This is a genomic window from Pseudoxanthomonas sp. UC19_8 (assembly GCF_042700505.1).
Lineage (GTDB): Bacteria > Pseudomonadota > Gammaproteobacteria > Xanthomonadales > Xanthomonadaceae > Pseudoxanthomonas_A > Pseudoxanthomonas_A winnipegensis.
On sequence record NZ_CP170559.1, the window covers coordinates 2,990,150 to 3,012,848 of the forward strand.

Consider the following 22,699-nt stretch of genomic DNA (forward strand, 5'->3'; position numbering starts at 1 on the left):
CTGCCGTCACAGCCTGAGCTCGAGCAGCTCCTCGCCCAGATCCTCGTCAGACAACGTCTGCTGGATCTGCGCGCGGTGCGCCTGCTCGCTCCATAGTTCGAACTTGTCGCCCATGCCCAACAGCACGGCCTTCTTCTCGATGCCGACCGCGGCACGATGGCTCGGCGGCACGGTCACCCGGCCGTTGCCATCCAGCTCCAGGAACGCGGCCGAGCCCACCAGCTTCTGCTGCAGGGTGCGCACGGTGCGCTTGGTGTTGGGCATGGCCATCACCTCGTCGCGCACGCGCTCCCAGGCCGTGGCGTCGTACAGCCACAGGCAGCCGGCCTCGAAGGGGTTGTAGGTCAGCACCAGGCGGTTGCCGCACGCGCGCGCGACCTGGTCACGGTAAGCGGTGGGGACCGCCAACCTGCCCTTGTCGTCCACTGTGATGGCGGTTTCGCCCTGGAACACGTCCCCTCTACCTCGACTTCAGCACTGCGGCGATCATTGAACCACGAAAAACCACAGAAACCCCGGATTTCCCGCTCGTGCCCACCTTAGCACTGGGCAAAGGGTTGTCAACAACTCGCACACGGGAAAATCACTTTCCGGATCAATGGCTTGCAACGAACTTCAGAGACTTGTTCAAGCCTTATCCACAAGTTGCTGTTTCGTCTCAAATTTTGAGATTGGACGGAGATTCAGGGCTGTGCAGGGGATGTGAAGTGACCGCTGTCACGGCCAAGCCCGGGCAGCGGCCGGGCGCGCGCACTGCGCAGACTCGACCGACAATGGCCGCATGTGCCTGGTCGCGATCGCCTGGAAAACCCACCCCCGCTGGCGCCTGGTCCTGGCCGGCAACCGCGACGAATTCCACGCCCGTCCCACCGCCGCGCTGGCGCCCTGGGCCGACCGGCCCGGCGTGATGGCCGGGCGCGACCTGCGGTCCGGCGGCAGCTGGGCCGGCGTGGGGCCGCAGGGGCGGATGGCCGTGGTGACCAATGTCCGCGACCCGCGCCTGGCCGCCCCGCCCGGTGCCCCGTCGCGCGGCGCGCTGGTGGCCGACTTCCTGGCCGGGCCGGCGTCCGCGGCGCAGGCGGCCGACGCCCTGCACGCCCGCGCCGCGGCCTTCGCCCCCTTCAACCTGCTGCTGGCCGACGCGGTCGACTGCCGCTACGTGGGCAACTGGCCCGGTCCGCAGACACGCACCGTGCCGCCGGGCGTGCACGGCGTGTCCAACGGCCCCTTCGACGCCCCCTGGCCCAAGACGCGGCGCCTGTGCGCGGCCCTGGCCGGCTGGCTGGACGGCCCGGCCGAGGACCCGGCCGCACTGTGGGCCGCCTTGGCCGACCGCAACCTCGCCCCGGACGACCAGCTACCCGACACCGGCATCGACCCGGACCTGGAGCGCCGCCTGTCCGCCGCCTTCATCGCCGACCCACGCTACGGCACCCGCGCCAGCACCCTGATCGCCCTCGACCACGCCGGCCGCGGCTGGATCGCTGAGCGGCGGTTTGGTCCTGATGGTGTTTCTGTGGGGGAGACCAGGCTGGAGATTTGAGGGATTCGGGATTCGGGATTCGGGATTCGGGATTCGGGATTGGGGATTGGCAGCGTCGTGTCAGACCGCTTGATTGGCCCCCTCCCGTGCGCGCAGCGCAGGGGAGCTCGAAATCGCGGCTAGCGATTGAGGGGGAGGGGGCGCTTTTCGCGGAGAACTTGAAGAGGCCAAGAGGCAACGGCAACTGCAACAGCTAACCCCTCCCCGACCCTCCCCTGCGCTACGCGCAAGGGAGGGGGTCTGAAATTCGACGTTCCTGCGCCTGCGAGAAGGCGAGAAGGCGAGAAGGCGAGAAGGCGAGAAGGCGAGAAGGCGAGAAGGCGAGAAACGACGCCAGGCCCTGTTGGGGAACTCAAGCCCCCTGAGTCAGGGGGCGCGCCGACAGGCGCGGGGTGTGGAGGGCAAAGCACCGGGGCCCGAAACGTCGCGCCGCGTGCAGCGGCGCGAGGTTTTCGGGGCTCCATCTCGCTGCGCGAGATGGAGGTGGCGGAGCCGGCCTGTAAGCCGGGTTCTGTCGTGGACAGTCATTCCTCTAGGCGCATCGTCACCGATACGCTCAAGCAACCTACCCGGACCCGACGCGGGCCGCGTCATGAGGTCCCTATTCGGTCTTGCTCCCGGTGGGGTTTACCGTGCCGGTCCGTTGCCGGACTCGCGGTGCGCTCTTACCGCACCATTTCACCCTTACCTGATCCCTTGCGGGCCATCGGCGGTTTGCTTTCTGTTGCACTGGCCGTCGGCTCGCGCCGCCCGAGGCGTTACCTGGCACCGTGCCCTGTGGAGCCCGGACTTTCCTCGGCGCCCGCTTCCATCGAAATGGAGCGGACGACGCGACTGTCCGGCCGGCTCCGCCGTCGCGGATTGTCGCATGCCGGCAGGAGCCAGGGGAAAAAACCAAGAAATCGTCGGCGCGAACGGCCTCTACGCCTTCCACGCTTCCCGTTCCGCCGCGCCCGTTCCTCGCCTCAGGCCCCGTACAACGCCTTGCGCGGCGCGCCGGTGATCTCGGCGGCGAGCTTGGCGGCGGTCGAAGGCGGCAGGTGGGCCTTGAGCAGGGCGTGGACGCGGTGGCCTTCGGCCAGCTGGGCGTCGGCGTCGTCGCCGGCGCCCTGCACCATCACCACGAACTCGCCCTTGCGCTGGTTGTCGTCGGCCTGCACCTGCGCCAGCAGCGTGCCGAGGCTACCGTCGAGCACCGTCTCGAACAGCTTGGTCAGCTCGCGCGCCATGGCAGCGGGACGTTCCGCGCCGAAGGCCTGCGCCAGGTCGGCCAGCGATTCGGCGATGCGGTGCGAGGACTCGTAGAACACCAGCGTGCGCGGCTCGCCGGCCAGCGCGCGCAGCGCGTCGCGCCGGGCGCTGGCCTTGGCCGGCAGGAAGCCTTCGAACACGAAGCGATCGCTCGGCAGGCCGGCCACGCTCAGCGCGGCGATCGCCGCGCAGGCGCCCGGCACCGGGCTGACCCGCACCCCGGCCGCGCGCGCGGCGCGCACCAGCCGGTAGCCGGGATCGGACACCAGCGGCGTGCCGGCGTCGGAGACCAGCGCCAGCGACTGGCCTTCCAGCAGGCGCGCGACGATGCGCGCGGCGATCGCCTCCTCGTTGTGTTCGTGCAGGGCCAGCAGCGGCGTGGACACGCCGAAATGCGCCAGCAGCTGGCCGGTGCGGCGGGTGTCCTCGGCGCAGATGGCATCGACGCCGCGCAGGGTCTCCAGCGCGCGCGGCGAGAGATCGGCGAGGTTGCCGATCGGCGTGGCGACGACATGGAGGGTGGGCTGGGCCATGGAGAGGCGCTCATCTGGCAAAGGGTAGAATCCTAGCCCGTTCCTCCAGATCCGGCCCCGCACTGCCCATGCATACGCGCACTGCCCTGCTGTTCGCCCCGGCCCTGCTCGGCCTGCTCCTGGTCGGCTGCGCCACCACGCAGGTGGCCCCGAGTGCGGGCATCGCCACGCGCGCCGAACAGAACGCGGCCTTCATCCAGGCCCAGCAGCTGGCCGCCCAGCGTCCCGGCCTCAGCGGCCAGGCCCTGAGCGACAACACCCGGCGCATCCAGGCGCTGCTGGCCGAGCTGGACAACGCCACGCTGACCCGCGAGGCCACCGCGCTACCGCCGGGCGATCCGCTCTATCCGCTGGCCGGCAATGCGCTGCTCGAGCGCAAGCTGCCGCTGCCCCATCCGTTCGACCACGGCAGCAAGTGGAACTTCGACGCCAACGGCCGCCCGCCGGCCGAGCGCGACGGCTACCGCCCGCCGCAGAAGCTGGCCGTGCTGCTGCCGCTGTCCGGCCCGCTGAGCGCCGCCGCCGCGCCGGTGCGCGACGGCCTGCTGGCCGGCTACTACGGCGAACACCGCCGCCGTCCGGAGATCCGCTTCTACGACACCGCCAGCAGCCCGGCCGATGCCACCAGCGCCTATGCGCGCGCGGTCGCCGACGGCGCCGAGCTGGTGGTCGGCCCGCTGGGGCGCGAGCAGGTCGATGCGCTGTTCCGCCAGGGCAACCTGAGCGTGCCGGTACTGGCGCTCAATCGCGGCGAACTGGACCCGCCGCAGGGCGCGGCCAGTTTCTCGCTGGCGCCGGAGGCCGAGGGCGTGAGCGTGGCCGATTACCTGCTCAAGCTCGAGCGCAAGCGCGTGCTGATCATCGGCGGCAGCGACGAGAGCAGCCGGCGCGCGGCCGATGCCTTCGGCAAGCGCTTCAGCGAAGGCGGCGGCGTGGTCGCCGACGTGATGACCGTGGGCGATGCGCCGGCCGACCTGTCCGCGCCGCTGGCGGCGGCCGCGGGCAAGAACATCGACGCGATCTTCCTGGCCGTGCGCGGCTCGACCGCGCGCGTGCTGACCCCGCAGCTGGCCCTGGCCGGGCTGGGCGGCAAGACCCGGGTGGGCACCTCGCTGCTGGTGCAAGGCACCGGCAAGCCGGAGGAAGACAATGTGCTCGATGGGGTGATCTACCCGACCGAGACCTGGTCGGCCAACGGCGTCACCGGCCTGCCTTCGGCCTCGACCGTGGCGGCCACGCTGCCGACCGCTCGCGGCGGCGCGGCGCGCCTGTTCGCCTTCGGCTACGACGCCTGGCAGCTGGCGGCCTACCTGCCGCGCCTGGTCGGCAACGCCAATGCCGACGTGCGCGGCGCGACCGGCACGCTGACCCTGGACGGCTTCGGCACCGTGCTGCGCGCGCCGGCCTGGGCGACTTTCAGCGGCGGCGTGCCGGTGCCGATCGCCGGCGGCTGAGCCAGCGCCCGTGGCCGAGCGTCAGGCGCGCGGTGCGGCGGCGGAAGCCGCGGCCCGCGCGCTGCTGGAACGCGACGGCCTGCGCCTGATCGCCGCCAATGTCCGCTTCCGCGGCGGCGAACTGGATCTGGTGATGCACGACGCGGCCGCGCGCGGCGGCGCCTGTCTGGTGTTCGTGGAGGTGCGCTACCGCGGCGCCAGCGCCTTCGGCGGCGGCGCGGCCTCGGTCGATGCGGCCAAGCGCCGCAAGCTGGTCCACGCGGCCCAGCTTTATCTGGCCCAGCATCCGCGCTGGGCCAGCCTGCCGTGCCGCTTCGACGTGGTCGAAGCGCACGGCGATCCCGCCCACCCGCAGCTGACCTGGCTGCGCGACGCTTTTCGCGCCGACGAGGCCTAGGGCCTCAGCGCAGCGGCACGCTGAGGCGCGACGGCGCCGCGGTGGGCGACCCGAACGCCACGCTGCCTCCGACATCGGTGGCGTCGGTGTAGCGCGGGTCGAGCGTATCGATCGCCAGGACCAGACGGCTGCCGGCCGGGATTTCGGTGGCGGCCGCTTCCAGGCCGATCTCCAGCGTGCGCGCCTGGCCCGGCACCGCGTCGCGCAGGCTGTAGGGCTTGTAGCTGAGCAGCGTGCCGGTGCCCAAGGCATCCATGCTGTAGAGGTAGGCCACCAGGGTCACGTGCGACTGGCTGGGCGTGACCGTCACGCGCAGGCTCGGCGCGCCGGCCAGCACGCGATTGCGCTCGAGCACCGGCCCGGACCACACCGCGCCGCCGACGCGGCTGACCAGCGGGATCGAGGTCTTCATCGGCTGGCCGAACGCCTGCAGCAGGCCGCTGAGCATGACCACACCCGAATCGGCCAGGGTCGGGATGCCGGTCAGGATGGAGGCGCTCCAGCCGGTGGCATCGCCGCTGGACAGCGTGCCGGTCGGCCGCAGCAGGCCGGTGGGCCGGCCCAGGCCGTAGACCACGGGGTCGGCCTGCACCTGCGCCCAGCTGCCGTAGTCCAGGTTGCGCCCGCCGATGCTGGTCAGCCGCACCGAGCCGCGCCCGTCCACACCGTTGACCTGGCCTTTGAGGAAGTGGTCGAACCACGCCACCGCCTCGTCGTAGACCGCGTTGGGCAGGCCCAGCGCGCCCGGCAGTTCGGCCGTGGCGTGGTCGCCCTGGCTGAAGATCAGGCGCCGCGGGCCGGTCAGCTGGTTGTAGAAGGCCACGTACTGGCTGGGCGGGAACAGGCCATCGTTGAAGGCATTGGCCAGCAGCACCGCAGTGCCGTTGCGGTTGATCTGCGCCACCTCATGCACCGCGCCGCGGCTGCCGGCCTGCGGCAGGAAGCCGTTCACCGCGCCGTCGAAGTCGCCCAGGGCCACCTTCGCGGTAATCGTCTGCAGGTCAGGACCGGGCCGGCCGGTCAGGCTGCCGGTGGCGGCCAGCATCAGCACCGCCTGCTGGCTCACGGTCTGGTTAGCGTAGAGCGAGGCCTCCAGATCGGCCCAGCCGCTGAGCGCGGCCACCGCCTTGATGCGCGGATCGCGCGCGGCCGCCAACAGACTGGTGCCGGCGCCGTAGGAAATGCCCGAGACGCCGATGCGCGCCGGGTCGGCGGCGGTATGCGCCAGCGCCCAGTCGATCACCGAACTCACGTCCTCCACCGTGGCCGGCCCGGCCACATCGATCTGCCCGGTCGAGTCCCAGAAGCCGCGCGAGGTGTAGCTCACCACCACATAGCCCTGGCTCGCCATCTGGGTGGCGCGGCCGACGTATTCCAGGTTGGGCAGCGACCAGCTGGCCGGCATCACCACCAGCGGGAACGGGCCGCTGCCCTGCCCGGTCGGCACCAGCACCATCGCGCCCAGTTCGGTGCCGTCGAAACTGGCGATGCGTTCGTAGGTCTTGTTGAAGCCGCCTGCCCACGCCGTCATCGAACAAAGACACAGCACCAGCAACAGCCCAACCCGCCGCGTGAATCCGTGCATGGAACGCCCTCCCAGGCAAGGGCCGGTCGCCGCGAGCGCAGGCCGGCCGTAGTGTTCGAATGCCGCCCGCCGCGGGCGGCCAGGACACCGTACTTGCGCGTATGGAGGCAGCCAAGCTGCAGCGCAGCACGCGGCGGGCCCGTGTGGGAGCCGGCAAGGTGAAAGCTGGCTCGGTGGGGAGTTGGCTCGGGGGAGCTGGCCGGGGAGCTGGCTTGTTGGGACCAACTGCCTCCTCAACTCCAGCAGCCGCTCGTCTGTAGAGCGGAGCTCGCTCCGCTAGGGCCTTCCCCGCGAACCGAAGAAAAGCAGCGGAGCGAGCTCCGCTCTACAGGCGGGGGCCGCCATGGCGGCTCCTCCCGAGCGAGAAAATGCGCGTGCCCGACCGCGCCCGCGGGCTTCAGCCGAAGTGGTCGTATCCCACGCGCGGGGCCTGCCAGGGCGCGCCGGCGGCGTCGAGGGCCTGCACGCCCTGCCCTGCGACGATGCGGCCGATGCGCGCAACGGGCACGCCGGCGAAATCCAGGGCGGCCTGCACCTCGTCGGCGCGCGTCGGCGCGGCGGTGAAGCACAGCTCGTAATCGTCGCCGCCGCCGGCCTGCCAGGCCCAGCGCAGCTGCGGGCGGAAGGCCGCCAGCGCGCGCGAGACCGGCAGCTGTTCCAGCTGCACCTGCGCGCCGACCCCGCTGCGCTGGCACAGATGGCCCAGGTCGGCCAGCAGTCCGTCGGAGATGTCGACGCAGGCGCTGGCCAGGCCCAGCAACCCGCGTCCGGCCTCCACACGCGGCGTGGGCCGGTCCAGGCGCGCGCGCAGGGCCCGGTCGACCGCCGCGCCGGACAGCAGCGACTGCAGCGCCGCCGCCGCATCGCCCGGCGTGCCGGTCACCCAGATCTCGTCACCCACCCGCGCGCCGTCGCGGCGCAGCGCATGGCCGGCCTCGACATGGCCCATCGCCGTGATCGACACCGACAGCGGCCCACGCGTGGTGTCGCCGCCGACCAGGGCGATGCCGTGGCGCGCAGCCAGGTCGCAGAAACCATCGAGGAAGCCATCGATCCAGGCCGGGTCGGCCTGCGGCAGGGACAGCGACAGCGTGCACCAAGCGGGTCTGGCGCCCATCGCGGCGAGGTCGGAGAGATTCACCGCCAGCGCCTTCCAGCCCAGGTCGGCGGGCGCCACGTCGGGGAAAAAATGCACGCCGGCATTGAGCGTATCGGCCGTGACCACCAGCGCCATGCCCGGCGGCATCGCCAGCAGCGCGGCATCGTCGCCGATCCCCAGCACCACGTCGTCGCGCGTGCCGGCGCGCGCACGGATGCGCGCGATCAGGTCGAACTCGGATCCGGCCGGCGAGGCGGTCAAGCGAACAACCCCTCGACCTCGTCGCTCCAGGCCGGGCGCCTCCACCCGGACTCGCGCGCAGGTGCCGGGAATTCGCTACGGCAATAGCCGCACTTCTCCTGGAAATCGAATGCGGCCTGCGCTTGGTCGTTGATGAACAGCACCGCCTTGGCGTCGTCGCGCGACCAGCCGATCGTCACTTCCGCGGGGACCTGGCGATCCACCACGTCCTCGACGTTGTAGACATGCAGCGCATCGACGATCTCCCACAACGCCAGCGCGGTGTTCCAGCGGTGCGCGTAGAAATACCCGGTTTCGCCGTCGTCCTCGAACACCACCGAGAAGGGCTGCTCCACCGCCGCATCGGACAGGAAAACGCCGCCACCGACGTTGACCGTTTCCCTGGCCTCCACGAACACGTTGAATGCCACGGAACGGGCCCGGCTTACTTGCTCGCGCGCGGATGCTTGGCCTCGGCCGGGCGCCACTCCAGCGCGGCGCGGTCCAGCACGCCGTTGACGTAGGTGTGGCCGTGTTCGGAGCCGAAGCGCTTGGCCGTCTCGATGGCTTCGTTGATCACCACCCGATACGGCACGTCGATGCGGTGGCGCAACTCGTAGGCGGCGATGCGCAGCACCGCGCGCTCGATCTGGTCGACCTCGGCCACGTTGCGGTCCAGGTGCGGCAGCAGGGCCTGGTCGAGTTCGGCATGGTGGGCCATGACGCCGCGCACCAGGTCCTCGAAGTACTCCAGGTCGGCCACTTCGTGGGCCTGTTCGTGGGCGAACTGGGCGATCACCGCCTGCGTGGTGCCGCCGGCCAGCTGCCAAGCGTAGATCGCCTGCAGCGCACGCCGGCGCGCACGCGCGCGCAGGACCGGATCGACCCCATCGCCGCGACGCGGACCGGGACGGCTCATGCCAGCTTCTCCAGCAGATTGACCATTTCCACCGCGGCCAGGGCCACTTCCTCGCCCTTGTTGCCGTGGCTGCCACCGGCGCGCGCCTCGGCGTCCTCGGCCACCTCGACCGCCAGCACGCCGTTGAGCACCGGCAGACGATAGTCCAGCTGCACGCGCATCAGGCCTTCGGCGCAGCCGTCGGCCACGTGTTCGTAGTGGCGGGTGTCGCCGCGGATCACGCAGCCCAGCGCCATGATCGCCGCATGCCCGCCACCGGCCGCCAGACGCGCGGCCACCACCGGGATCTCCCACGCGCCCGGCACGCGGATCACATCGATCGCGTCCTCGGCCACGCCGTTGCCGGCCAGCTCCTTGCGCGCGCCGGCCACCAGCGCATCGGTGATGCGCGCATTCCAGCGGCTGGCGATGATCGCGTAACGCGCACCGCCGACCGTGCGCAGGTCGCCTTCGTAGTGGGTCATGGGAATCGTGCGGATCGAGGGTCGGACAGTTTATCAGGCGCGGGCAGGCCGGCTTCAGCCGCGGGCGGGCGGCGGGACTTCCACCGTCTCCACGATCTCCAGCCCATACCCCGCCAGGCCGACCTGGCGGCGCGGGGTGCCCAGCACGCGCAGCTTGCCCAGCCCCAGATCGGCCAGGATCTGGGCGCCGGCGCCGTTGCGCCGCCACTGGCCCACGTCCTTGTCCTTGCCAGGCGCGCGCGGCGCGGGCTGCTGCAGCAGGCGCGCCAGCAGGGCGTCGGAATCGCGCGGGGCCGACAGCACCACCATCACGCCCTGCCCTTCGGCGGCGATGGCGCGCAGCGCATCGGTGGCGGCCACGCCGAAGTCCTCGCGTCGCCAGTGCAGCAGGTCGGCCAGCGGATTCTCCACCTGCACGCGCACCAGCGTCGGCACCTCGGCCCGCGGCGCGCCCTTGACCAGGGCGAAGTGCAGCTCGCGGGCGATGCGGTCGCGGTAGGTGACCAGGCGGAACGGGCCGAACTCGGTGTCGATGTCGCGTTCGTCCACGCGCTCGACGGTGTGTTCGGTCGCCAGGCGGTAGGCGATCAGGTCGGCGATCGAGCCCATCTTCAGGCCGTGCTCGCGCGCGAACACCTCCAGCTGCGGGCGGCGCGCCATGCTGCCGTCGGCATTGAGGATCTCCACCAGCACGCCGGCCGGCTCCAGGCCGGCCAGCATGGCCAGGTCCACGCCGGCCTCGGTATGGCCGGCGCGGGTGAGCACGCCGCCGGGCTGGGCGATCAGCGGGAAGATGTGGCCCGGCTGGTGCAGGTCGGCCGGCTTGGCGTCGGGCTTGACCGCGGTGCGGATGGTGTGGGCGCGGTCGTAGGCCGAAATGCCGGTGGTGACGCCCTCGGCGGCCTCGATGCTGACGGTGAAGTTGGTCTGGAACTGGGCGGTGTTGGCCTGGACCATCGGCGCCAGGCCCAGCTGCGCGGCGCGCTCGCGGGTCAGCGGCAGGCACACCAGGCCGCGGCCGTGGGTGACCATGAAGTTGATGTCCGCGGGCTTGACCAGCTCGGCGGCCATGATCAGGTCGCCTTCGTTCTCGCGGTCCTCGTCATCGACGATGACGACCATGCGGCCCTGGCGGATGTCTTCCAGGATCTCGGGGATGGGCGCGAAGTTCACAGCGCGGCTCCGCGCTCGCCCAGCAGGCGTTCGACGTAGCGGGCGACCAGGTCGATCTCCAGATTCACCGCATCGCCCACGCCGGTCTGCGCGAAACGCGTGTGCGCCACGGTGTGCGGGATCAGCGCCACTTCGAAGCCTTCCGGATCGACCTCGTTGACGGTCAGGCTGACGCCATCGACGCAGATCGAGCCCTTCCTGGCGATGTACTTGAGCAGTGCGGCCGGCGCGGCAAAGCGCCAGCGCTGCGCGCGCGCGTCCTCGTGCACCGACAGCACCCGGCCCAGACCATCGACATGGCCGCTGACCAGATGGCCGCCGAGGCGATCGGTCGGGCGCATCGCGCGCTCCAGGTTCAGCGCCGCGCCGACCGGCAGCTGGCCGAGCGTGGTCAGCGACAGCGTCTCGGTCGAGGCATCGGCCTGGAAGCTGCTCGCATCGAAGGCGATCACGGTCAGGCAGACGCCGTTGACGGCGATGCTCTCGCCCAGCTGCACCGCGTCGAAGGGCAGCGTGCCGACCTCGAAGCTGAAGCGGGTATCGCCGCCGATGGGGGTGGCCGCGGCCAGACGGCCGACGCCCTCGATGATGCCGGTGAACATCAGCGCACCTCCTGCGGCAGGAGGGCGGCAATACGCGCACTACTCTGATTCATGATCAACGTTTCTCGCAAAGTCGAAAGCGAAAAACGCCACAAGGCCAATGACCCGCGCGCAGCCCAAGGGCCGCGATGCGGGTCGTCTTCTTTCATCCGGACTTTCCGGCGCGGCAAGGCCGCGCCAACCGTCGGCTCCGGCATCGGACCGGATCTGCTGACCTGTGGCAGGCGTGAAGTCCGCAAGAGGAGAGACGCGCTCTCAAGAGGGACCCACCAACCCCAGCGCTCGCGGGCTCATGCGCCAGTAGCGCATCTACCGCCGGTGGGGAATCTCACCCCGCCCTGAAGACGTTCTTAAGGATGCCGGCGAACCGGCGCGCGCAGTATAGCGCCGCGGCCGTCCACCCCGGCGGCACGCAGCGTGCCGATCACGCGGTGTACAGTGCGGCTATGCCGGCGCATGACCGGCGTCTTGCGACCCGCCGAACCGCGCCTGCCTGCCGATGCCGCCTTCTTCCTGGTTCTCGCAGATGCGCCTGATGCGCTACGCCGCCAACGGCGCGATGCAGGCGCACCATCATGATCGCCCCTCGCTCTGCCTGGTCGTCGACGGCGGCTACCAGGAGCGCATCCGCGGCCGAGCCGACTGGCACCGCCCCGGCGAGATGATGTTCTGCCCTGCCGACGAGCCGCACGCGCAGACCTTCGCCGACACGGGCGCCGTAAAGATCCTGCTCGATCCGCGTGCGGGCACCCTGGACTACCTGCGCGGGCACCTGCCGCTCACCGAGGCACCGTTCACCGGCTCGGTCCAGCTGGCGGCGATCGCACGCCGCCTGCGCGCGGAACTGTGCGCCGACCCGGCAGACAGCGCCGCGCGGCTGGCCGCCGAGGGGCTGGCGATGGAGGCGCTGGCCGAGTTCGCCCGCCACGCTGCGGCGCCCGTGCGCGTCGAACCGTGGCTGCAGCGCGCACGCGAGTACGTGCATGCGCACGCCTGCTCCGGCTTCGCGCTGGAGGACATGGCGCAGGCGCTGCAGCACCACCCGGTGCATGTCGCGCGCAGCTTCCGCGCGGCGTTCGGCCGCAGCGTGGGCGACATGGTGCGGCAACTGCGTGTGGCCGAAGCGGCGCGGCTGCTGCGCGAGACCAGCCGCCCGCTGGCCACGATCGCCGCCGACTGCGGTTTCGCCGACCAGGCGCACTTCAGCCGCAGCTTCCGTGCCGCCTATGGCGTGCCACCGTCGCGCTTCCGCCGCGAGCGGCGCTAAGCGCAGACAAAAACGCTTCGCCGCTGCAAGACAGGCACGTCGGCAGGCGCCAGGATCGCCGCATCCTTTCGGGAGTTGCCGACCATGTTCCGTTTTCGCCGCGTCCTGCCTGCGCTCCTGCTCGCCGCCGCCCCGCTGTGTGCGTTGGCCGCCCCCGACTTCGACCGCGACGCCTGGCGGGCCGACTACGCCACCCTGAAACAGGCCCTGGAGCGCGACTACGCCAATCTGGCCTGGATCGGCTCGACCCAAAGCGGCGTCGACCTGCCCGCACTGGACCGCCAGACCCAGCGCGCGCTGGACAGCGCGGAGAACGACGCCCAGGCCGAACAGGCGATCCGCGCTTTCGTCGCCGGTTTCCACGACGGGCATTTCTCGTTTCTGACCACGTTGCAGGCCGGGGCCGCAGCGGCCGAACCGGCCAGCGTGGACCTCACCGCCGCCGACGCTGCATCGGGCTGCGCGGCCCTGGGCGTGGGCGCCGCTGGGCACCCGGGGTTCTCGCTGCCCTTCGAATCCCTGCCCGGGTTCAAGCTGCTGTCCGACGGCATGGATCAGCCGCTGCGCACGGGCCTGCTGACGATGCCGCAAGGCCAGCGCGTCGGCCTGCTGCGCCTGCCGGAGTTTGCCCCCACCGCCTACCTCGGCCTGTGCCGCCAGGTCTGGCAGCAATTGCGGTCCGAGGACTCTGCCGACGACATGCGCGACGCGCTGATGGACGCCCTGGCCGATGCGGTTGCCACCGCCGTGCAGGGTTTCGCCGCCGCCAAGGCGGACCTGGTGCTGGTCGATGTCGGCAACGACCCAGGCGGCAACGACAGCGGCGATGTCCTGACGCGCCTGTTCACGACCAGGCCGGTCCATTCGGCGCCGTTGCTGGTCAGCCAATCGCCGGCGGGCACGGCGTATCTGGACGAACAGCTGCATCGACTGACCGGTGCCTTGCAGGAGCATCATCCCGATCCCGCGGCGCGCCGCCTGCTGCGCCAGTCCATCGCCGCCTTCCAGCAGTCCAGGCGCAGCGCCGGTGACGCGCCATGCGACCTGTCGTGGACGTGGAGCGAACGACGGGACTGGAACGCGATGCCGTGCCGGCGTCTGGTCGAGGCCGGCAGCTCCGGCGGCCCGCTGGACTACCTGCCGGCCGATGCGATCGCCGACATGACCATCGCGCATCGGCTGAACTGGGCGCAGGACGTGCGCGCCCACTGGGGCGCATGGACCGGCCCGGTGTACGTGCTGACCGACGCCAAGACCTATTCGTCGGCGGAAATGTTCGCCGCGCGCATGCACGACAACGGCATCGCCCGCACCGTCGGCGTGCGCACCGGCGGCGATGGCTGCGGCTTCATGGTCGCCTCGCCGCCCACCACGCTTCCGCGTTCACGGCTGCGCCTGCGCATGCCTAACTGCGTGCGCCTGCGTGCCGATGGCAGCGACGAGGTCGCCGGCATCGCGCCCGACCTGCCGGTGCTGCCGCAGTCCGGCGAAAGCGACCGCGCCCGCGCCTGGCGCCTGCTGCAGACCGTCGGTGCGGACTGGCTCACGCGCCATGGCGGCGGATGACACCGAAGCGACGCTTTCGCGGCATCGTCGAGGGCGCCGCATGCCGTTGGCGGTGAACTTGCCGCCGCCGCATCGTGGCCTGCGCAACCCCAGGTCGCGCGCTCAGTCGGCCATGGCGGCCACCAGCGCATCGATCAGCAGGCGCAGCGCCGGCTGGCGGTCCGCGCCCGGCAGCCACAGCAGGTGCACTGGCGAGTCGCTCACCGGCCAGTCGGTCAGCACCGGCACCAGCCGTCCCTGCGCGACCAGCGCATCGGACATGTAGTCCGCCTGCAGGGCGATGCCCACGCCGGCCAGGGCCGCATCGCGCGCGGCCTGCGCGTCGTTGCAGGTCATCACCGGCGTGATGCGGACCGAGCGGCGTTGGCGCTGGCGGTGGAACTGCCACAGCGTACCGGTGCGCAGGCCGTCGAACGCGATGCAGCGATGGGCCCGAAGATCGGCTGGCTCGAGCAACGCGGGCGCGTTGGCCAGGTAATCCGGCGAGGCGCACAGGTAACGGTGCATCGTGCTCACGCGCCGGGCCACCAGCCGCGCATCGTCCAGGCGACCGACGCGCACGGCCAGATCGACCTTGCCGGCGACCAGATCGACAAAGGCGTCGTCGTAGGCGACGTCGAGCGCGATCCCGGGATGGGCGCGCATGAAGTCGGCCAGCAGCGGCGCCAGGCGGTAGCGGCCATAGCTGGCAGGCACCTGCAGGCGCAGATGCCCGCTGGCGCCCCGCGACCGCGGCTGCAGGGCGAGCGCCATGTCGGCCAGTGCGGCCTCCAGGCGTTGGTATTGCGCCAGCAGGCGCACGCCGTGCTCGGTCAACGCCATGCGCCGGGTCGTGCGCAGAAACAGCGGGATGCCGGCACTTTCCTCCAGCGCGGCGATGCGCCGACTGAGCACCGATGGCGTGCAACCGACCTCGCGCGCGGCGCGGGAGAAGTTCAGCGTGCGCGCAGCGGCGGCGAAGCTGCGCAGCTCGCGCAGCTGGGCCGGCGCCAGGGTACTCGATTCGTTCATTGAGTGAACATGATAAATGCCTTTTACATGGATTCACGCCCTGGGCGCACAGGCATACGGTGCCGTCTCTCTTGCCACCATCGAGTCCCTCGCATGCGCCAGTACCTGCTCACCGCCTTCGGCCTGGATCAGCTGCAGATCGCCCACGCCCCCGACCCGCGCCCCGGACCGCACGAGGTGCTGGTCCGGCTCGAAGCCGCTTCGCTCAACTACCGCGACCTGCTGTTGGTCACCGGCCAGCTCTATCGCAACGTGCAGTTGCCGATCGTGCCGATCTCCGACGGCGCCGGGACGGTGCTGGAGGTAGGCCGGGCGGTCACCCGCTTCAAGCCCGGCGACCGGGTGACGACCTTCTACAAGTCGCGCTGGCTGGCCGGACAGATGCGCCCGGAATGGGAGGGCGCCGATCTTGGCGGCCCGTGCCCTGGCGTCCTGCGCGAGCTGGCCTGCTTCGATGCCTATTCGCTGGCGCCCGCCCCCGCGGGGCTGTCCAGCGTCCAGGCGGCCACGCTGCCGATCGCCGCGCTCACCGCCTGGCAGACCCTCGAACAGGCGCGCATCACCGCCGGGCAGACCGTGCTGGTGCTGGGTACCGGCGGCGTGTCGCTGTTCGCCCTGCAGATGGCCAAGGCCAGGGGCGCGCGCGTGATCGTGCTCTCCTCCAGCGACGAAAAGCTCGCCCGCGCCGCGCGCCTGGGCGCCGACGCGGGCATCAACTACACCGCGCTTCCGCAATGGGCCGCGCGCGTGCGCGAGCTGACCGGCGGACACGGCGTCGATGCGGTGGTCGAGACGGTCGGCGCCAGCACGCTGGCGCAATCGATCCAGGCCACGCGCATGCACGGGTTCGTCGGGGTGATCGGTTTCATGGGTGGCAGCCAGGCCAGTCTGGCGCTGACCGACGTGATCCTGAAACGGCTACGCGTGCAGGGCATTTCGGTCGCATCGCTGGAAGCGCACGAGCGCATGGTCGCCGCCATCGAAGCCATCGGACTGGAGCCGGTGATCGATGCGGTGTACGGCTTCGACCAGGCGGGTCAGGCCTTGCAGGCGCTGGCCTCGGGCGGTCACTTCGGCAAGCTGGCGATCGACTTCGCCCGCTGACGCGCTCAGGGCGTATCCGGCCGCAGCAGCAGGCGCTGGTCCGCGCCGACCTGGCGCTGGTCGATCACGCGCAGGCGATGCTGCTGCGCCAGGCTGGCCAGGCCCAGGTGCAGCAGCGGCCGGGCGGCGTCGCCGAGCAGCGTCGGCGCCTGGTAGAGCAGCAGCTCGTCGACCAGGCCGGCGGCCAGCAGCGCGCCGGACAGGGTGGCGCCGGCCTCGACCTGGACCTCGTTGATCCGGTGCTGGGCCAGCACCGTCAGCACCGCGCGCAGATCCAGCCGGCCCTCGTGCAGCGGGACTTCCTGGTAGTGCACCTGGCCATGGTCGGCCACGCGCGGGGCCTGCGGGCCGTGCAGGTAGAGCGTGGGCGCATCGCCTTCCTGCACGCGGGTGTGCGCCAGGCTGGACAGGGTGGCGTCGAGCACCACGCGCAGCGGCGCCACGAAGGGCTGGCCTTCCTCCGGTCGCGCGGTCAGCGCGGGGTCGTCGGCGATGACGGTGCGTGCGCCGGTCAGCAGCGCGCCGGAACGCGCGCGCCAGCGCTGCACGTCCGCGCGCGCGGACGCGCCGGTGATCCACTTGGACTCGCCGCTGGCCATCGCCGTGCGGCCGTCGATGCTGGCGCCCAGCTTGACCCGCAGCCACGGCCGGCCGCGCACCACCTGCGACAGGAAGCCGCGGTTGAGCTCGCGCGCCTGCGCCTCGAGCAGGCCGACCTGCACGGCGATGCCGGCGGCCTGCAGCCTGCCGAAGCCCGCGCCGTCGACCTGGGCGAAGGGATCGCGCATGGCGGCGACCACGCGCGCCACGCCGGCGGCGATCAGCGCATCGGCGCAGGGCGGCGTGCGGCCGTGATGGGCGCAGGGCTCCAGGGTGACGTAGGCGGTGGCCCCGCGCGCGCGCTGCCCGGCCGCGCGCAGCGCGAACACCTCGGCATGCGGCTCGCCGGCGCGCTGATGGAAGCCCTCGCCCACCACCTCGCCGCCGTGCGCGATCACGCAGCCGACCATCGGATTGGGCTTGGTGGTCCACGCGCCGCGCTGGGCCAGGCGCAGGGCGCGGGCCATGTGGGCGTGGTCGGTGGCGGAGAACTCAGACATGGGGCGATCCCGGTTCGATGGCCATCACCACCACCTGCAGCGCTCCCAGCGGCAGGTGGTCGAGGCGTGTCCAGCCCAGCCGCGCGTAATACGTCACGCGCGCCGGCTCACAGTACAGATGCAGGCGGGCGACGCCCAGCGCCGCGGCGGCGGCCACGCAGTGCCACACCAGCGCCGCGCCCACGCGCCGCGCACGCGCGGCCGGGCGCACGTACAGCGAGGCCAGCCACGGTGTGTACGCGCCCAGGCGCGGATCGTCCTCGTCCAGCAGGCTTACCGAACCGAGCCAGTCGGCGCCGTCCAGGGCCAGCCAGGTGGTGGGAATGGCGTCGGGCGCGGTATGCGTGGCCAGCTCGTCACGCGCCTGCTGCACGGTCCACGCCGGCAGCAGCTCGCCGAAGGCCTGCACGTGCGTGCGCGCAAGCGCGTCCAGGTGCTGCGGGGAGTGGCACAGCGGCGCGATCCGCACGGCCGCGACGTTCAGCGCTTCTTGTTCTTGTCGCCGGCCTTGCCGAACGGCAGCACCTCGCCGCCCAGCAGCGGCAGCTGGCCTTCGCCGGGCAGGTCGCGCTCGAGCCGGTCCAGCTCCTCGCGGAAGTCGGCCACGTCCTCGAAGCTGCGATACACCGAGGCGTAGCGCACGAAGGCCACGTGGTCGAGCTTGCGCAGCTCGGCCATCACGAACTCGCCGACCCGGCGCGAGGGCAGCTCGCGCTCGGTGGTGCGGCGCAGCTGCTGGATCACCGCGCGCACCGCCGCCTCGACCTGCTCCTCGGACACCGCGCGCTTGTGCAGCGCGCGGTCGAAGCTCTGGCGCAGCTTGCGCGCGTCGAATGGATCGCGCCGACCGTCGGACTTGATGATCGCCGGCAGGCGCAGCTCGATGGTTTCCAGCGTGGAGAACCGCTCGCCGCAGGCCTCGCACTCACGCCGCCGGCGGATGGTCGCCCCATCCTCGGACACGCGCGAATCGATCACGCGGGTGTCGCTGTTCTGGCAGAAGGGGCAGTGCATTTAGTGGGCCGGGAATCGGGAGACGGGAATAGGGAATGGGAACGTCAACAGAGCCGGCCTGGCGCTTCTGCCCATTCCCGATTCCCCATTCTCCATTCCCGCCTTAGCCATACACCGGAAACTTCCCGCACTGCGCCGTCACCGCCTCGCGCACGCGGGCGATCACGGCCTCGTCGTTCGGCGCGTCCAGCACGTCGGCGATCCAGTTGGCCAGTTCGACCGTGTCGGCCTCCTGGTAGCCGCGCGTGGTGATGGCCGGCGTGCCCAGGCGCAGGCCCGAGGTCACGAACGGCGAGCGCGGGTCGCCCGGCACCGAGTTCTTGTTGACCGTGATGTGGGCCTTGCCCAGCGCGGCCTCCGCATCCTTGCCGGACACGTCCTTGCCGATCATGTCCACCAGCATCAGGTGGTTCTCGGTACCGCCGGAGACGATCTTGTAACCGCGCGCGATCAGCGTCCTGGCCATCGCCTGGGCGTTCTTCACCACCTGCTGCTGGTAGGTCTTGAACGCCGGCTCCAGCGCCTCCTTGAAGGCCACCGCCTTGGCCGCGATCACATGCATCAGCGGGCCGCCCTGGATGCCCGGGAACACGATCGACTGCAGCTTCTTGGACAGGTCCTCGAGCTTGTCGCCCGCGCCAGCGGCGCTGGCCAGGATGATGCCGCCGCGCGGGCCGCGCAGGGTCTTGTGCGTGGTCGAGGTGACCACGTGCGCGTGCGGCAGCGGGGTCGGATACACGCCGGCGGCGACCAGCCCGGCCACGTGCGCCATGTCCACGAAGAACCAGGCGCCGACCTTGTCGGCGATGGTGCGGAAGCGCGCCCAGTCCACCACCTGCGAATAGGCCGAGAAGCCGGCCACGACCATCTTCGGCTTGTGCTCCAGCGCCAGGCGCTCGACCTCGTCGTAATCGATCAGGCCGGCCTCGTCCACGCCGTACTGCACGGCGTTGAACAGCTTGCCGGAGGCGTTGACCTTGGCCCCGTGGGTCAGGTGGCCGCCGTGGGCCAGCGACATGCCCAGGATGGTGTCGCCCGGCTGCAGCAGGGCGAAATACACCGCCTGGTTGGCCTGCGAGCCGCTGTGCGGCTGCACGTTGGCGTAATCGGCGCCGAAGAGCTGCTTGAGCCGGTCGATGGCCAGCTGCTCGGCGATGTCCACGTATTCGCAGCCACCGTAGTAGCGCTTGCCCGGATAGCCTTCGGCGTACTTGTTGGTCAGCTGGCTGCCCTGGGCCTCCATCACCGCCGGGCTGGTGTAGTTCTCGCTGGCGATCAGCTCGACGTGATCCTCCTGGCGGCGGACCTCGTGGGCGATGGCCTGGGCCAGCTCGGGATCGTAGCTTTCGATGCGGACGTCACGCGGGAACATCGGGTCTCCAGGGGCAGGCAGGCGGGCGAAGCGGGGCCCGGATTGTAAGCCCCCGGGGCCCCCGAGGCCATGTCGCCCGGGGCTTGCGGCGCGGACGGCCGCGCGGCGGATGCCACGCGGGCATGGCCTTTGCGAGCGCTGGTCGAGCCCTATCGCCCCGGCATGCCGGCTCCCACAGAAACAAAAAGGGCGCGCCGGTGGGGCGCGCCCTCTTGTTGCTTCCCTGCGGCCGATGGCTCAGCGGTTGAGCAGCAGGTCGGTGATGATCCCGGTGGCGATGGCGACCATGATCAGGTTGCCGCGATCGTCGCGGATCCAGTGGTAGCCCGGCGGCGGACGACGCACGCCGTAGTAATCGTAGTCGTTCACCACGATCGGCCGACCGCTGTAATAGTTCACATAGCGGTAGCCTCGCTCATAGCCGTATGGGCGGTAGTACGCGACCGGGGGCGGGGCCGGGCGGTAGTACACCGGCGGCGGCGGGCCCGGACGGTAGTAACCACCGCGGTAGTAGTTGCGCTCGACCACCACCGGGCGGCTGTAGCGGCCGTCGCGATAGCCATCGCGGTAGGCATCGCGACGGTCGTGGCGATCGCGGCGCTCGTCGTGGCGGTCGGCCCAACCGCGCGGACCACCAGGGCCAGGGCCGGGGCCGCCGGGGCCAGCGCCCGGGCCCGGCGGGCCGTGGCGCCAGTCGTCCGCCATCGCCGGCGCGGCCGCCAGCGACATGGCAAGGACGGGAATGCTCAGCAGGGTCAGGATCGTGCGCTTCATGAGGGGTCTCCAGTGCTTCGAGGCACGATGCGATGATGCGCCGGGCCAGTGAACGGAAACTGGCTGGAAACGGCTACAAAAATCGCCGTTCACGACGCCCACCACCCCCTGTTCAGTTTCGGCCCCGAGGCGCCCGCGTGGCCCGGCCCGCTATACTGTGCGCATCCCTTTCCCGCCAGCGTCGCGCGCCTGGAGTCCCAAGCGTGACGGCGCGGCTGCGTCCTCGTCGGAGACCCCATGTCGCAGTACATCTACACCATGAACCGCGTGTCCAAAGTGGTCCCGCCCAAGCGGCAGATCATCAAGGACATCTCGCTGAGCTTCTTCCCCGGCGCCAAGATCGGCCTGCTCGGCCTGAACGGCGCGGGCAAGTCGACGGTGCTGAAGATCATGGCCGGCGTGGACACCGACTTCGAGGGCGAGGCCCGCCCGCAGCCGGGCATCAAGGTCGGCTATCTGGCCCAGGAGCCCGAGCTCAACCCCGGACACACCGTACGCCAGGCCGTCGAAGAAGGCGTGGGCGAGGTGCTGCAGGCCCAGGCCGCGCTGGATGCGGTGTACGCCGCCTATGCCGAGGAAGGCGCCGACTTCGACGCGCTGGCCAAGGAACAGGAGCGCCTGGAGGCGATCCTGGCCGCGGGCGACGCCGCCACGCTGGAGCAGCAGCTGGACATCGCCGCCGACGCGCTGCGCCTGCCGCCGTGGGAGGCCATCGTCGGCAAGCTCTCCGGTGGCGAGAAGCGCCGCGTGGCGCTGTGCCGCCTGCTGCTGCAGAAGCCGGACATGCTGCTGCTCGACGAACCGACCAACCACCTCGACGCCGAGTCGGTGGAGTGGCTGGAGCAGTTCCTGGCGCGCTACTCCGGCACCGTGGTGGCCGTCACCCACGATCGCTACTTCCTGGACAACGCCGCCGAGTGGATCCTCGAACTGGACCGCGGCCGCGGCATCCCGTGGAAGGGCAACTACACCGACTGGCTGACCCAGAAGGAAGAACGCCTGAAGCAGGAAGACAACCAGGAAAAGGCCCGCCAGAAGGCGATCCAGAAGGAGCTGGAATGGTCGCGGCAGAACGCCAAGGGCGGCCGCACCAAGGGCAAGGCGCGCCTGGCGCGACTGGAAGAGCTGCAGTCGGTCGACTACCAGAAGCGCAACGAGACCAACGAGATCTTCATCCCGCCGGGCGAGCGCCTGGGCAATGCGGTGATGGAGTTCAAGCACGTCTCCAAGAAGTTCGGCGACCGCCTGCTGATCGACGACCTCAGCTTCCTGGTGCCGCCGGGCGCCATCGTCGGCATCATCGGCCCCAACGGCGCCGGCAAGTCGACGCTGTTCAAGATGATCACCGGGCAGGTGAAGCCGGACTCGGGCGAGATCGTGGTCGGCCCGACCGTGCAGCTGTCCTACGTGGACCAGAGCCGCGATGCGCTGGAAGGCAACCACAACGTCTTCCAGGAGATCTCCGGCGGCCTGGACATCCTCAACATCAACGGCGTGGAGATCCAGTCGCGCGCCTACATCGGCCGCTTCAACTTCAAGGGCCAGGATCAGCAGAAGCTGGTCGGCTCGCTGTCCGGCGGTGAGCGCGGCCGCCTGCACATGGCCAAGACCCTGCTGCAGGGCGGCAACGTGCTGCTGCTCGACGAACCGTCCAACGACCTGGACATCGAGACCCTGCGCGCGCTGGAAGACGCGCTGCTGGAGTTCCCGGGCAACACCTTCGTGATCAGCCACGATCGCTGGTTCCTGGACCGCATCGCCACCCACATCCTCGCCTTCGAGGGCGACTCGCACGTGGAGTTCTTCCAGGGCAACTACCGCGAATACGAGGAAGACAAGAAGCGCCGCCTCGGCGACGACGCCGGTCCCAAGCGCCTGCGCTACAAGGCGCTGAAGTAAGGCATCGCCCCATGGCCGCTGAATGCGGCCATGGGCGCATCGGGGCCCTGGATCTGCGCACGCAACGGGGCCGAGAGCAGCGCGCGGCCCACGCCGCCCTGCTGCTGCACGCCACGTATCTGATCCCACCTCAACCGCATCCATTCCCAGACCGGATGCGGCTTTCGGCGTGCGCGCGTGATGCATGCAAGTGGAACTCCGCGTCGCAACTGTCGAAAAATTCACGGCCCGCTCGCATGCGCCCTTCCTAGAATCGCGCCGCACGCCAAGGCGTGTGGTCCTGCGTTCCGTGCGTCGCTGCGTGCGACGGAAGACCGCAGATGCAGCTCGCC

22 protein-coding genes, 1 other RNA gene, 1 pseudogene and 1 riboswitch are annotated in these 22,699 nt (G+C 70.8%); of the genes and pseudogenes, 7 read left to right on the forward strand and 17 right to left on the reverse strand.

Annotation, left to right across the window (positions count from 1 at the left end; all coding sequences use genetic code 11):
• Nucleotides 1-6: 6 nt before the first annotated feature.
• Nucleotides 7-453, reverse strand: coding sequence for a division/cell wall cluster transcriptional repressor MraZ (gene mraZ, locus ACFJIT_RS13205; RefSeq protein ID WP_130515456.1), 447 nt, complete (start codon nucleotides 451-453; stop codon nucleotides 7-9).
• 328 nt (nucleotides 454-781) lie between these two features.
• On the opposite strand from mraZ, the gene ACFJIT_RS13210 reads away from it, so the two are divergent.
• Nucleotides 782-1,543 (forward strand): NRDE family protein, encoded by a 762-nt coding sequence (locus tag ACFJIT_RS13210; protein ID WP_379653846.1) that lies wholly within the window; start codon nucleotides 782-784, stop codon nucleotides 1,541-1,543.
• Nucleotides 1,544-2,027: 484 nt separating this feature from the next.
• Here the strand turns inward: ACFJIT_RS13210 and rnpB are convergent.
• Nucleotides 2,028-2,393: RNase P RNA component class A (gene rnpB / locus ACFJIT_RS13215), an RNA gene on the reverse strand.
• Between the two features lie 115 nt (nucleotides 2,394-2,508).
• Nucleotides 2,509-3,327 carry a 16S rRNA (cytidine(1402)-2'-O)-methyltransferase gene (gene rsmI / locus ACFJIT_RS13220; protein ID WP_130561221.1) on the reverse strand — a complete coding sequence of 273 codons (819 nt, stop codon included), beginning with the start codon at nucleotides 3,325-3,327 and terminating at the stop codon, nucleotides 2,509-2,511.
• A gap of 191 nt (nucleotides 3,328-3,518) precedes the next feature.
• On the opposite strand from rsmI, the pseudogene ACFJIT_RS13225 reads away from it, so the two are divergent.
• Both ACFJIT_RS13225 and ACFJIT_RS13230 read left to right on the forward strand, forming a co-directional pair.
• A pseudogene (locus ACFJIT_RS13225) lies at nucleotides 3,519-4,781 on the forward strand (penicillin-binding protein activator); the annotation flags it as partial.
• A 10-nt stretch (nucleotides 4,782-4,791) separates the two neighbouring features.
• Nucleotides 4,792-5,178, forward strand: a complete 387-nt coding sequence (locus ACFJIT_RS13230; RefSeq protein ID WP_379653847.1) for a YraN family protein — start codon at nucleotides 4,792-4,794, stop codon at nucleotides 5,176-5,178.
• 4 nt (nucleotides 5,179-5,182) lie between these two features.
• Here the strand turns inward: ACFJIT_RS13230 and ACFJIT_RS13235 are convergent, their stop codons facing one another.
• The 7 genes from ACFJIT_RS13235 to ACFJIT_RS13265 all read right to left on the reverse strand — a co-directional run bounded on the left by ACFJIT_RS13235 (nucleotide 5,183) and on the right by ACFJIT_RS13265 (nucleotide 11,260).
• Nucleotides 5,183-6,763, reverse strand: coding sequence for a CocE/NonD family hydrolase (locus tag ACFJIT_RS13235; RefSeq protein ID WP_379653848.1), 1,581 nt, complete (start codon nucleotides 6,761-6,763; stop codon nucleotides 5,183-5,185).
• A gap of 397 nt (nucleotides 6,764-7,160) precedes the next feature.
• Complete coding sequence (gene thiL / locus ACFJIT_RS13240) at nucleotides 7,161-8,123, reverse strand: thiamine-phosphate kinase (protein WP_379653849.1); 963 nt, start codon at nucleotides 8,121-8,123, stop codon at nucleotides 7,161-7,163.
• Nucleotides 8,120-8,521, reverse strand: coding sequence for a DUF2251 domain-containing protein (locus ACFJIT_RS13245; protein WP_379653850.1), 402 nt, complete (start codon nucleotides 8,519-8,521; stop codon nucleotides 8,120-8,122). Before ACFJIT_RS13245 ends, thiL begins: the two co-directional genes overlap by 4 nt.
• Before the next feature lie 26 nt (nucleotides 8,522-8,547).
• Nucleotides 8,548-9,021: a transcription antitermination factor NusB gene (nusB, locus tag ACFJIT_RS13250; RefSeq protein WP_130530729.1), complete on the reverse strand. Its 474-nt coding sequence runs from the start codon at nucleotides 9,019-9,021 to the stop codon at nucleotides 8,548-8,550.
• Nucleotides 9,018-9,485 carry a 6,7-dimethyl-8-ribityllumazine synthase gene (gene ribH / locus ACFJIT_RS13255; protein ID WP_130515439.1) on the reverse strand — a complete coding sequence of 156 codons (468 nt, stop codon included), beginning with the start codon at nucleotides 9,483-9,485 and terminating at the stop codon, nucleotides 9,018-9,020. Before ribH ends, nusB begins: the two co-directional genes overlap by 4 nt.
• A gap of 54 nt (nucleotides 9,486-9,539) precedes the next feature.
• A complete protein-coding gene (gene ribB / locus ACFJIT_RS13260; RefSeq protein WP_130515438.1) occupies nucleotides 9,540-10,658 on the reverse strand; it encodes a 3,4-dihydroxy-2-butanone-4-phosphate synthase in 1,119 nt (372 codons plus the stop codon).
• Entirely contained in the window at nucleotides 10,655-11,260 is a 606-nt protein-coding gene (locus tag ACFJIT_RS13265; protein ID WP_130523176.1) for a riboflavin synthase, read from the reverse strand. The genes ribB and ACFJIT_RS13265 overlap by 4 nt, the downstream gene beginning before the upstream one ends.
• Before the next feature lie 133 nt (nucleotides 11,261-11,393).
• Nucleotides 11,394-11,610: riboswitch (FMN riboswitch) on the reverse strand.
• Between the two features lie 149 nt (nucleotides 11,611-11,759).
• On the opposite strand from ACFJIT_RS13265, the gene ACFJIT_RS13270 reads away from it, so the two are divergent.
• Both ACFJIT_RS13270 and ACFJIT_RS13275 read left to right on the forward strand, forming a co-directional pair.
• The gene (locus ACFJIT_RS13270; RefSeq protein WP_306993545.1) at nucleotides 11,760-12,527 is read left to right on the forward strand and encodes an AraC family transcriptional regulator; all 768 of its coding nucleotides are present in this window, start codon (nucleotides 11,760-11,762) and stop codon (nucleotides 12,525-12,527) included.
• Nucleotides 12,528-12,611: 84 nt separating this feature from the next.
• On the forward strand, nucleotides 12,612-14,093 hold the full coding sequence (locus tag ACFJIT_RS13275; protein ID WP_379653851.1) for a S41 family peptidase: 1,482 nt from the start codon (nucleotides 12,612-12,614) through the stop codon (nucleotides 14,091-14,093).
• 102 nt (nucleotides 14,094-14,195) lie between these two features.
• Here the strand turns inward: ACFJIT_RS13275 and ACFJIT_RS13280 are convergent, their stop codons facing one another.
• Nucleotides 14,196-15,104 (reverse strand): LysR substrate-binding domain-containing protein, encoded by a 909-nt coding sequence (locus ACFJIT_RS13280; RefSeq protein WP_379653852.1) that lies wholly within the window; start codon nucleotides 15,102-15,104, stop codon nucleotides 14,196-14,198.
• A 93-nt stretch (nucleotides 15,105-15,197) separates the two neighbouring features.
• Between ACFJIT_RS13280 and ACFJIT_RS13285 the strand changes: the two genes are divergently transcribed.
• Nucleotides 15,198-16,208, forward strand: a complete 1,011-nt coding sequence (locus ACFJIT_RS13285) for an NAD(P)-dependent alcohol dehydrogenase (RefSeq protein ID WP_379653853.1) — start codon at nucleotides 15,198-15,200, stop codon at nucleotides 16,206-16,208.
• A gap of 5 nt (nucleotides 16,209-16,213) precedes the next feature.
• Here the strand turns inward: ACFJIT_RS13285 and ribD are convergent, their stop codons facing one another.
• The 5 genes from ribD to ACFJIT_RS13310 form a co-directional block, all read right to left on the reverse strand.
• Nucleotides 16,214-17,308, reverse strand: a complete 1,095-nt coding sequence (gene ribD / locus ACFJIT_RS13290) for a bifunctional diaminohydroxyphosphoribosylaminopyrimidine deaminase/5-amino-6-(5-phosphoribosylamino)uracil reductase RibD (RefSeq protein ID WP_379653854.1) — start codon at nucleotides 17,306-17,308, stop codon at nucleotides 16,214-16,216.
• Nucleotides 17,301-17,777, reverse strand: a complete 477-nt coding sequence (locus ACFJIT_RS13295) for a GNAT family N-acetyltransferase (protein WP_379653855.1) — start codon at nucleotides 17,775-17,777, stop codon at nucleotides 17,301-17,303. The genes ribD and ACFJIT_RS13295 overlap by 8 nt, the downstream gene beginning before the upstream one ends.
• 11 nt (nucleotides 17,778-17,788) lie before the next feature.
• Nucleotides 17,789-18,322, reverse strand: a complete 534-nt coding sequence (gene nrdR, locus ACFJIT_RS13300; RefSeq protein ID WP_130515424.1) for a transcriptional regulator NrdR — start codon at nucleotides 18,320-18,322, stop codon at nucleotides 17,789-17,791.
• Between the two features lie 103 nt (nucleotides 18,323-18,425).
• A complete protein-coding gene (gene glyA, locus ACFJIT_RS13305; RefSeq protein WP_379653856.1) occupies nucleotides 18,426-19,694 on the reverse strand; it encodes a serine hydroxymethyltransferase in 1,269 nt (422 codons plus the stop codon).
• Nucleotides 19,695-19,931: 237 nt separating this feature from the next.
• Nucleotides 19,932-20,468, reverse strand: coding sequence for an RcnB family protein (locus ACFJIT_RS13310; protein ID WP_379653857.1), 537 nt, complete (start codon nucleotides 20,466-20,468; stop codon nucleotides 19,932-19,934).
• Between the two features lie 237 nt (nucleotides 20,469-20,705).
• Here ACFJIT_RS13310 and ettA point away from each other — a divergent pair, with 237 nt between their 5' ends.
• Nucleotides 20,706-22,367, forward strand: coding sequence for an energy-dependent translational throttle protein EttA (ettA, locus tag ACFJIT_RS13315; protein WP_379653858.1), 1,662 nt, complete (start codon nucleotides 20,706-20,708; stop codon nucleotides 22,365-22,367).
• Here ettA and ACFJIT_RS13320 read toward each other — a convergent pair.
• Nucleotides 22,349-22,507, reverse strand: coding sequence for a hypothetical protein (locus ACFJIT_RS13320; protein ID WP_379653859.1), 159 nt, complete (start codon nucleotides 22,505-22,507; stop codon nucleotides 22,349-22,351). The genes ettA and ACFJIT_RS13320 overlap by 19 nt on opposite strands.
• Nucleotides 22,508-22,699: the final 192 nt, after the last annotated feature.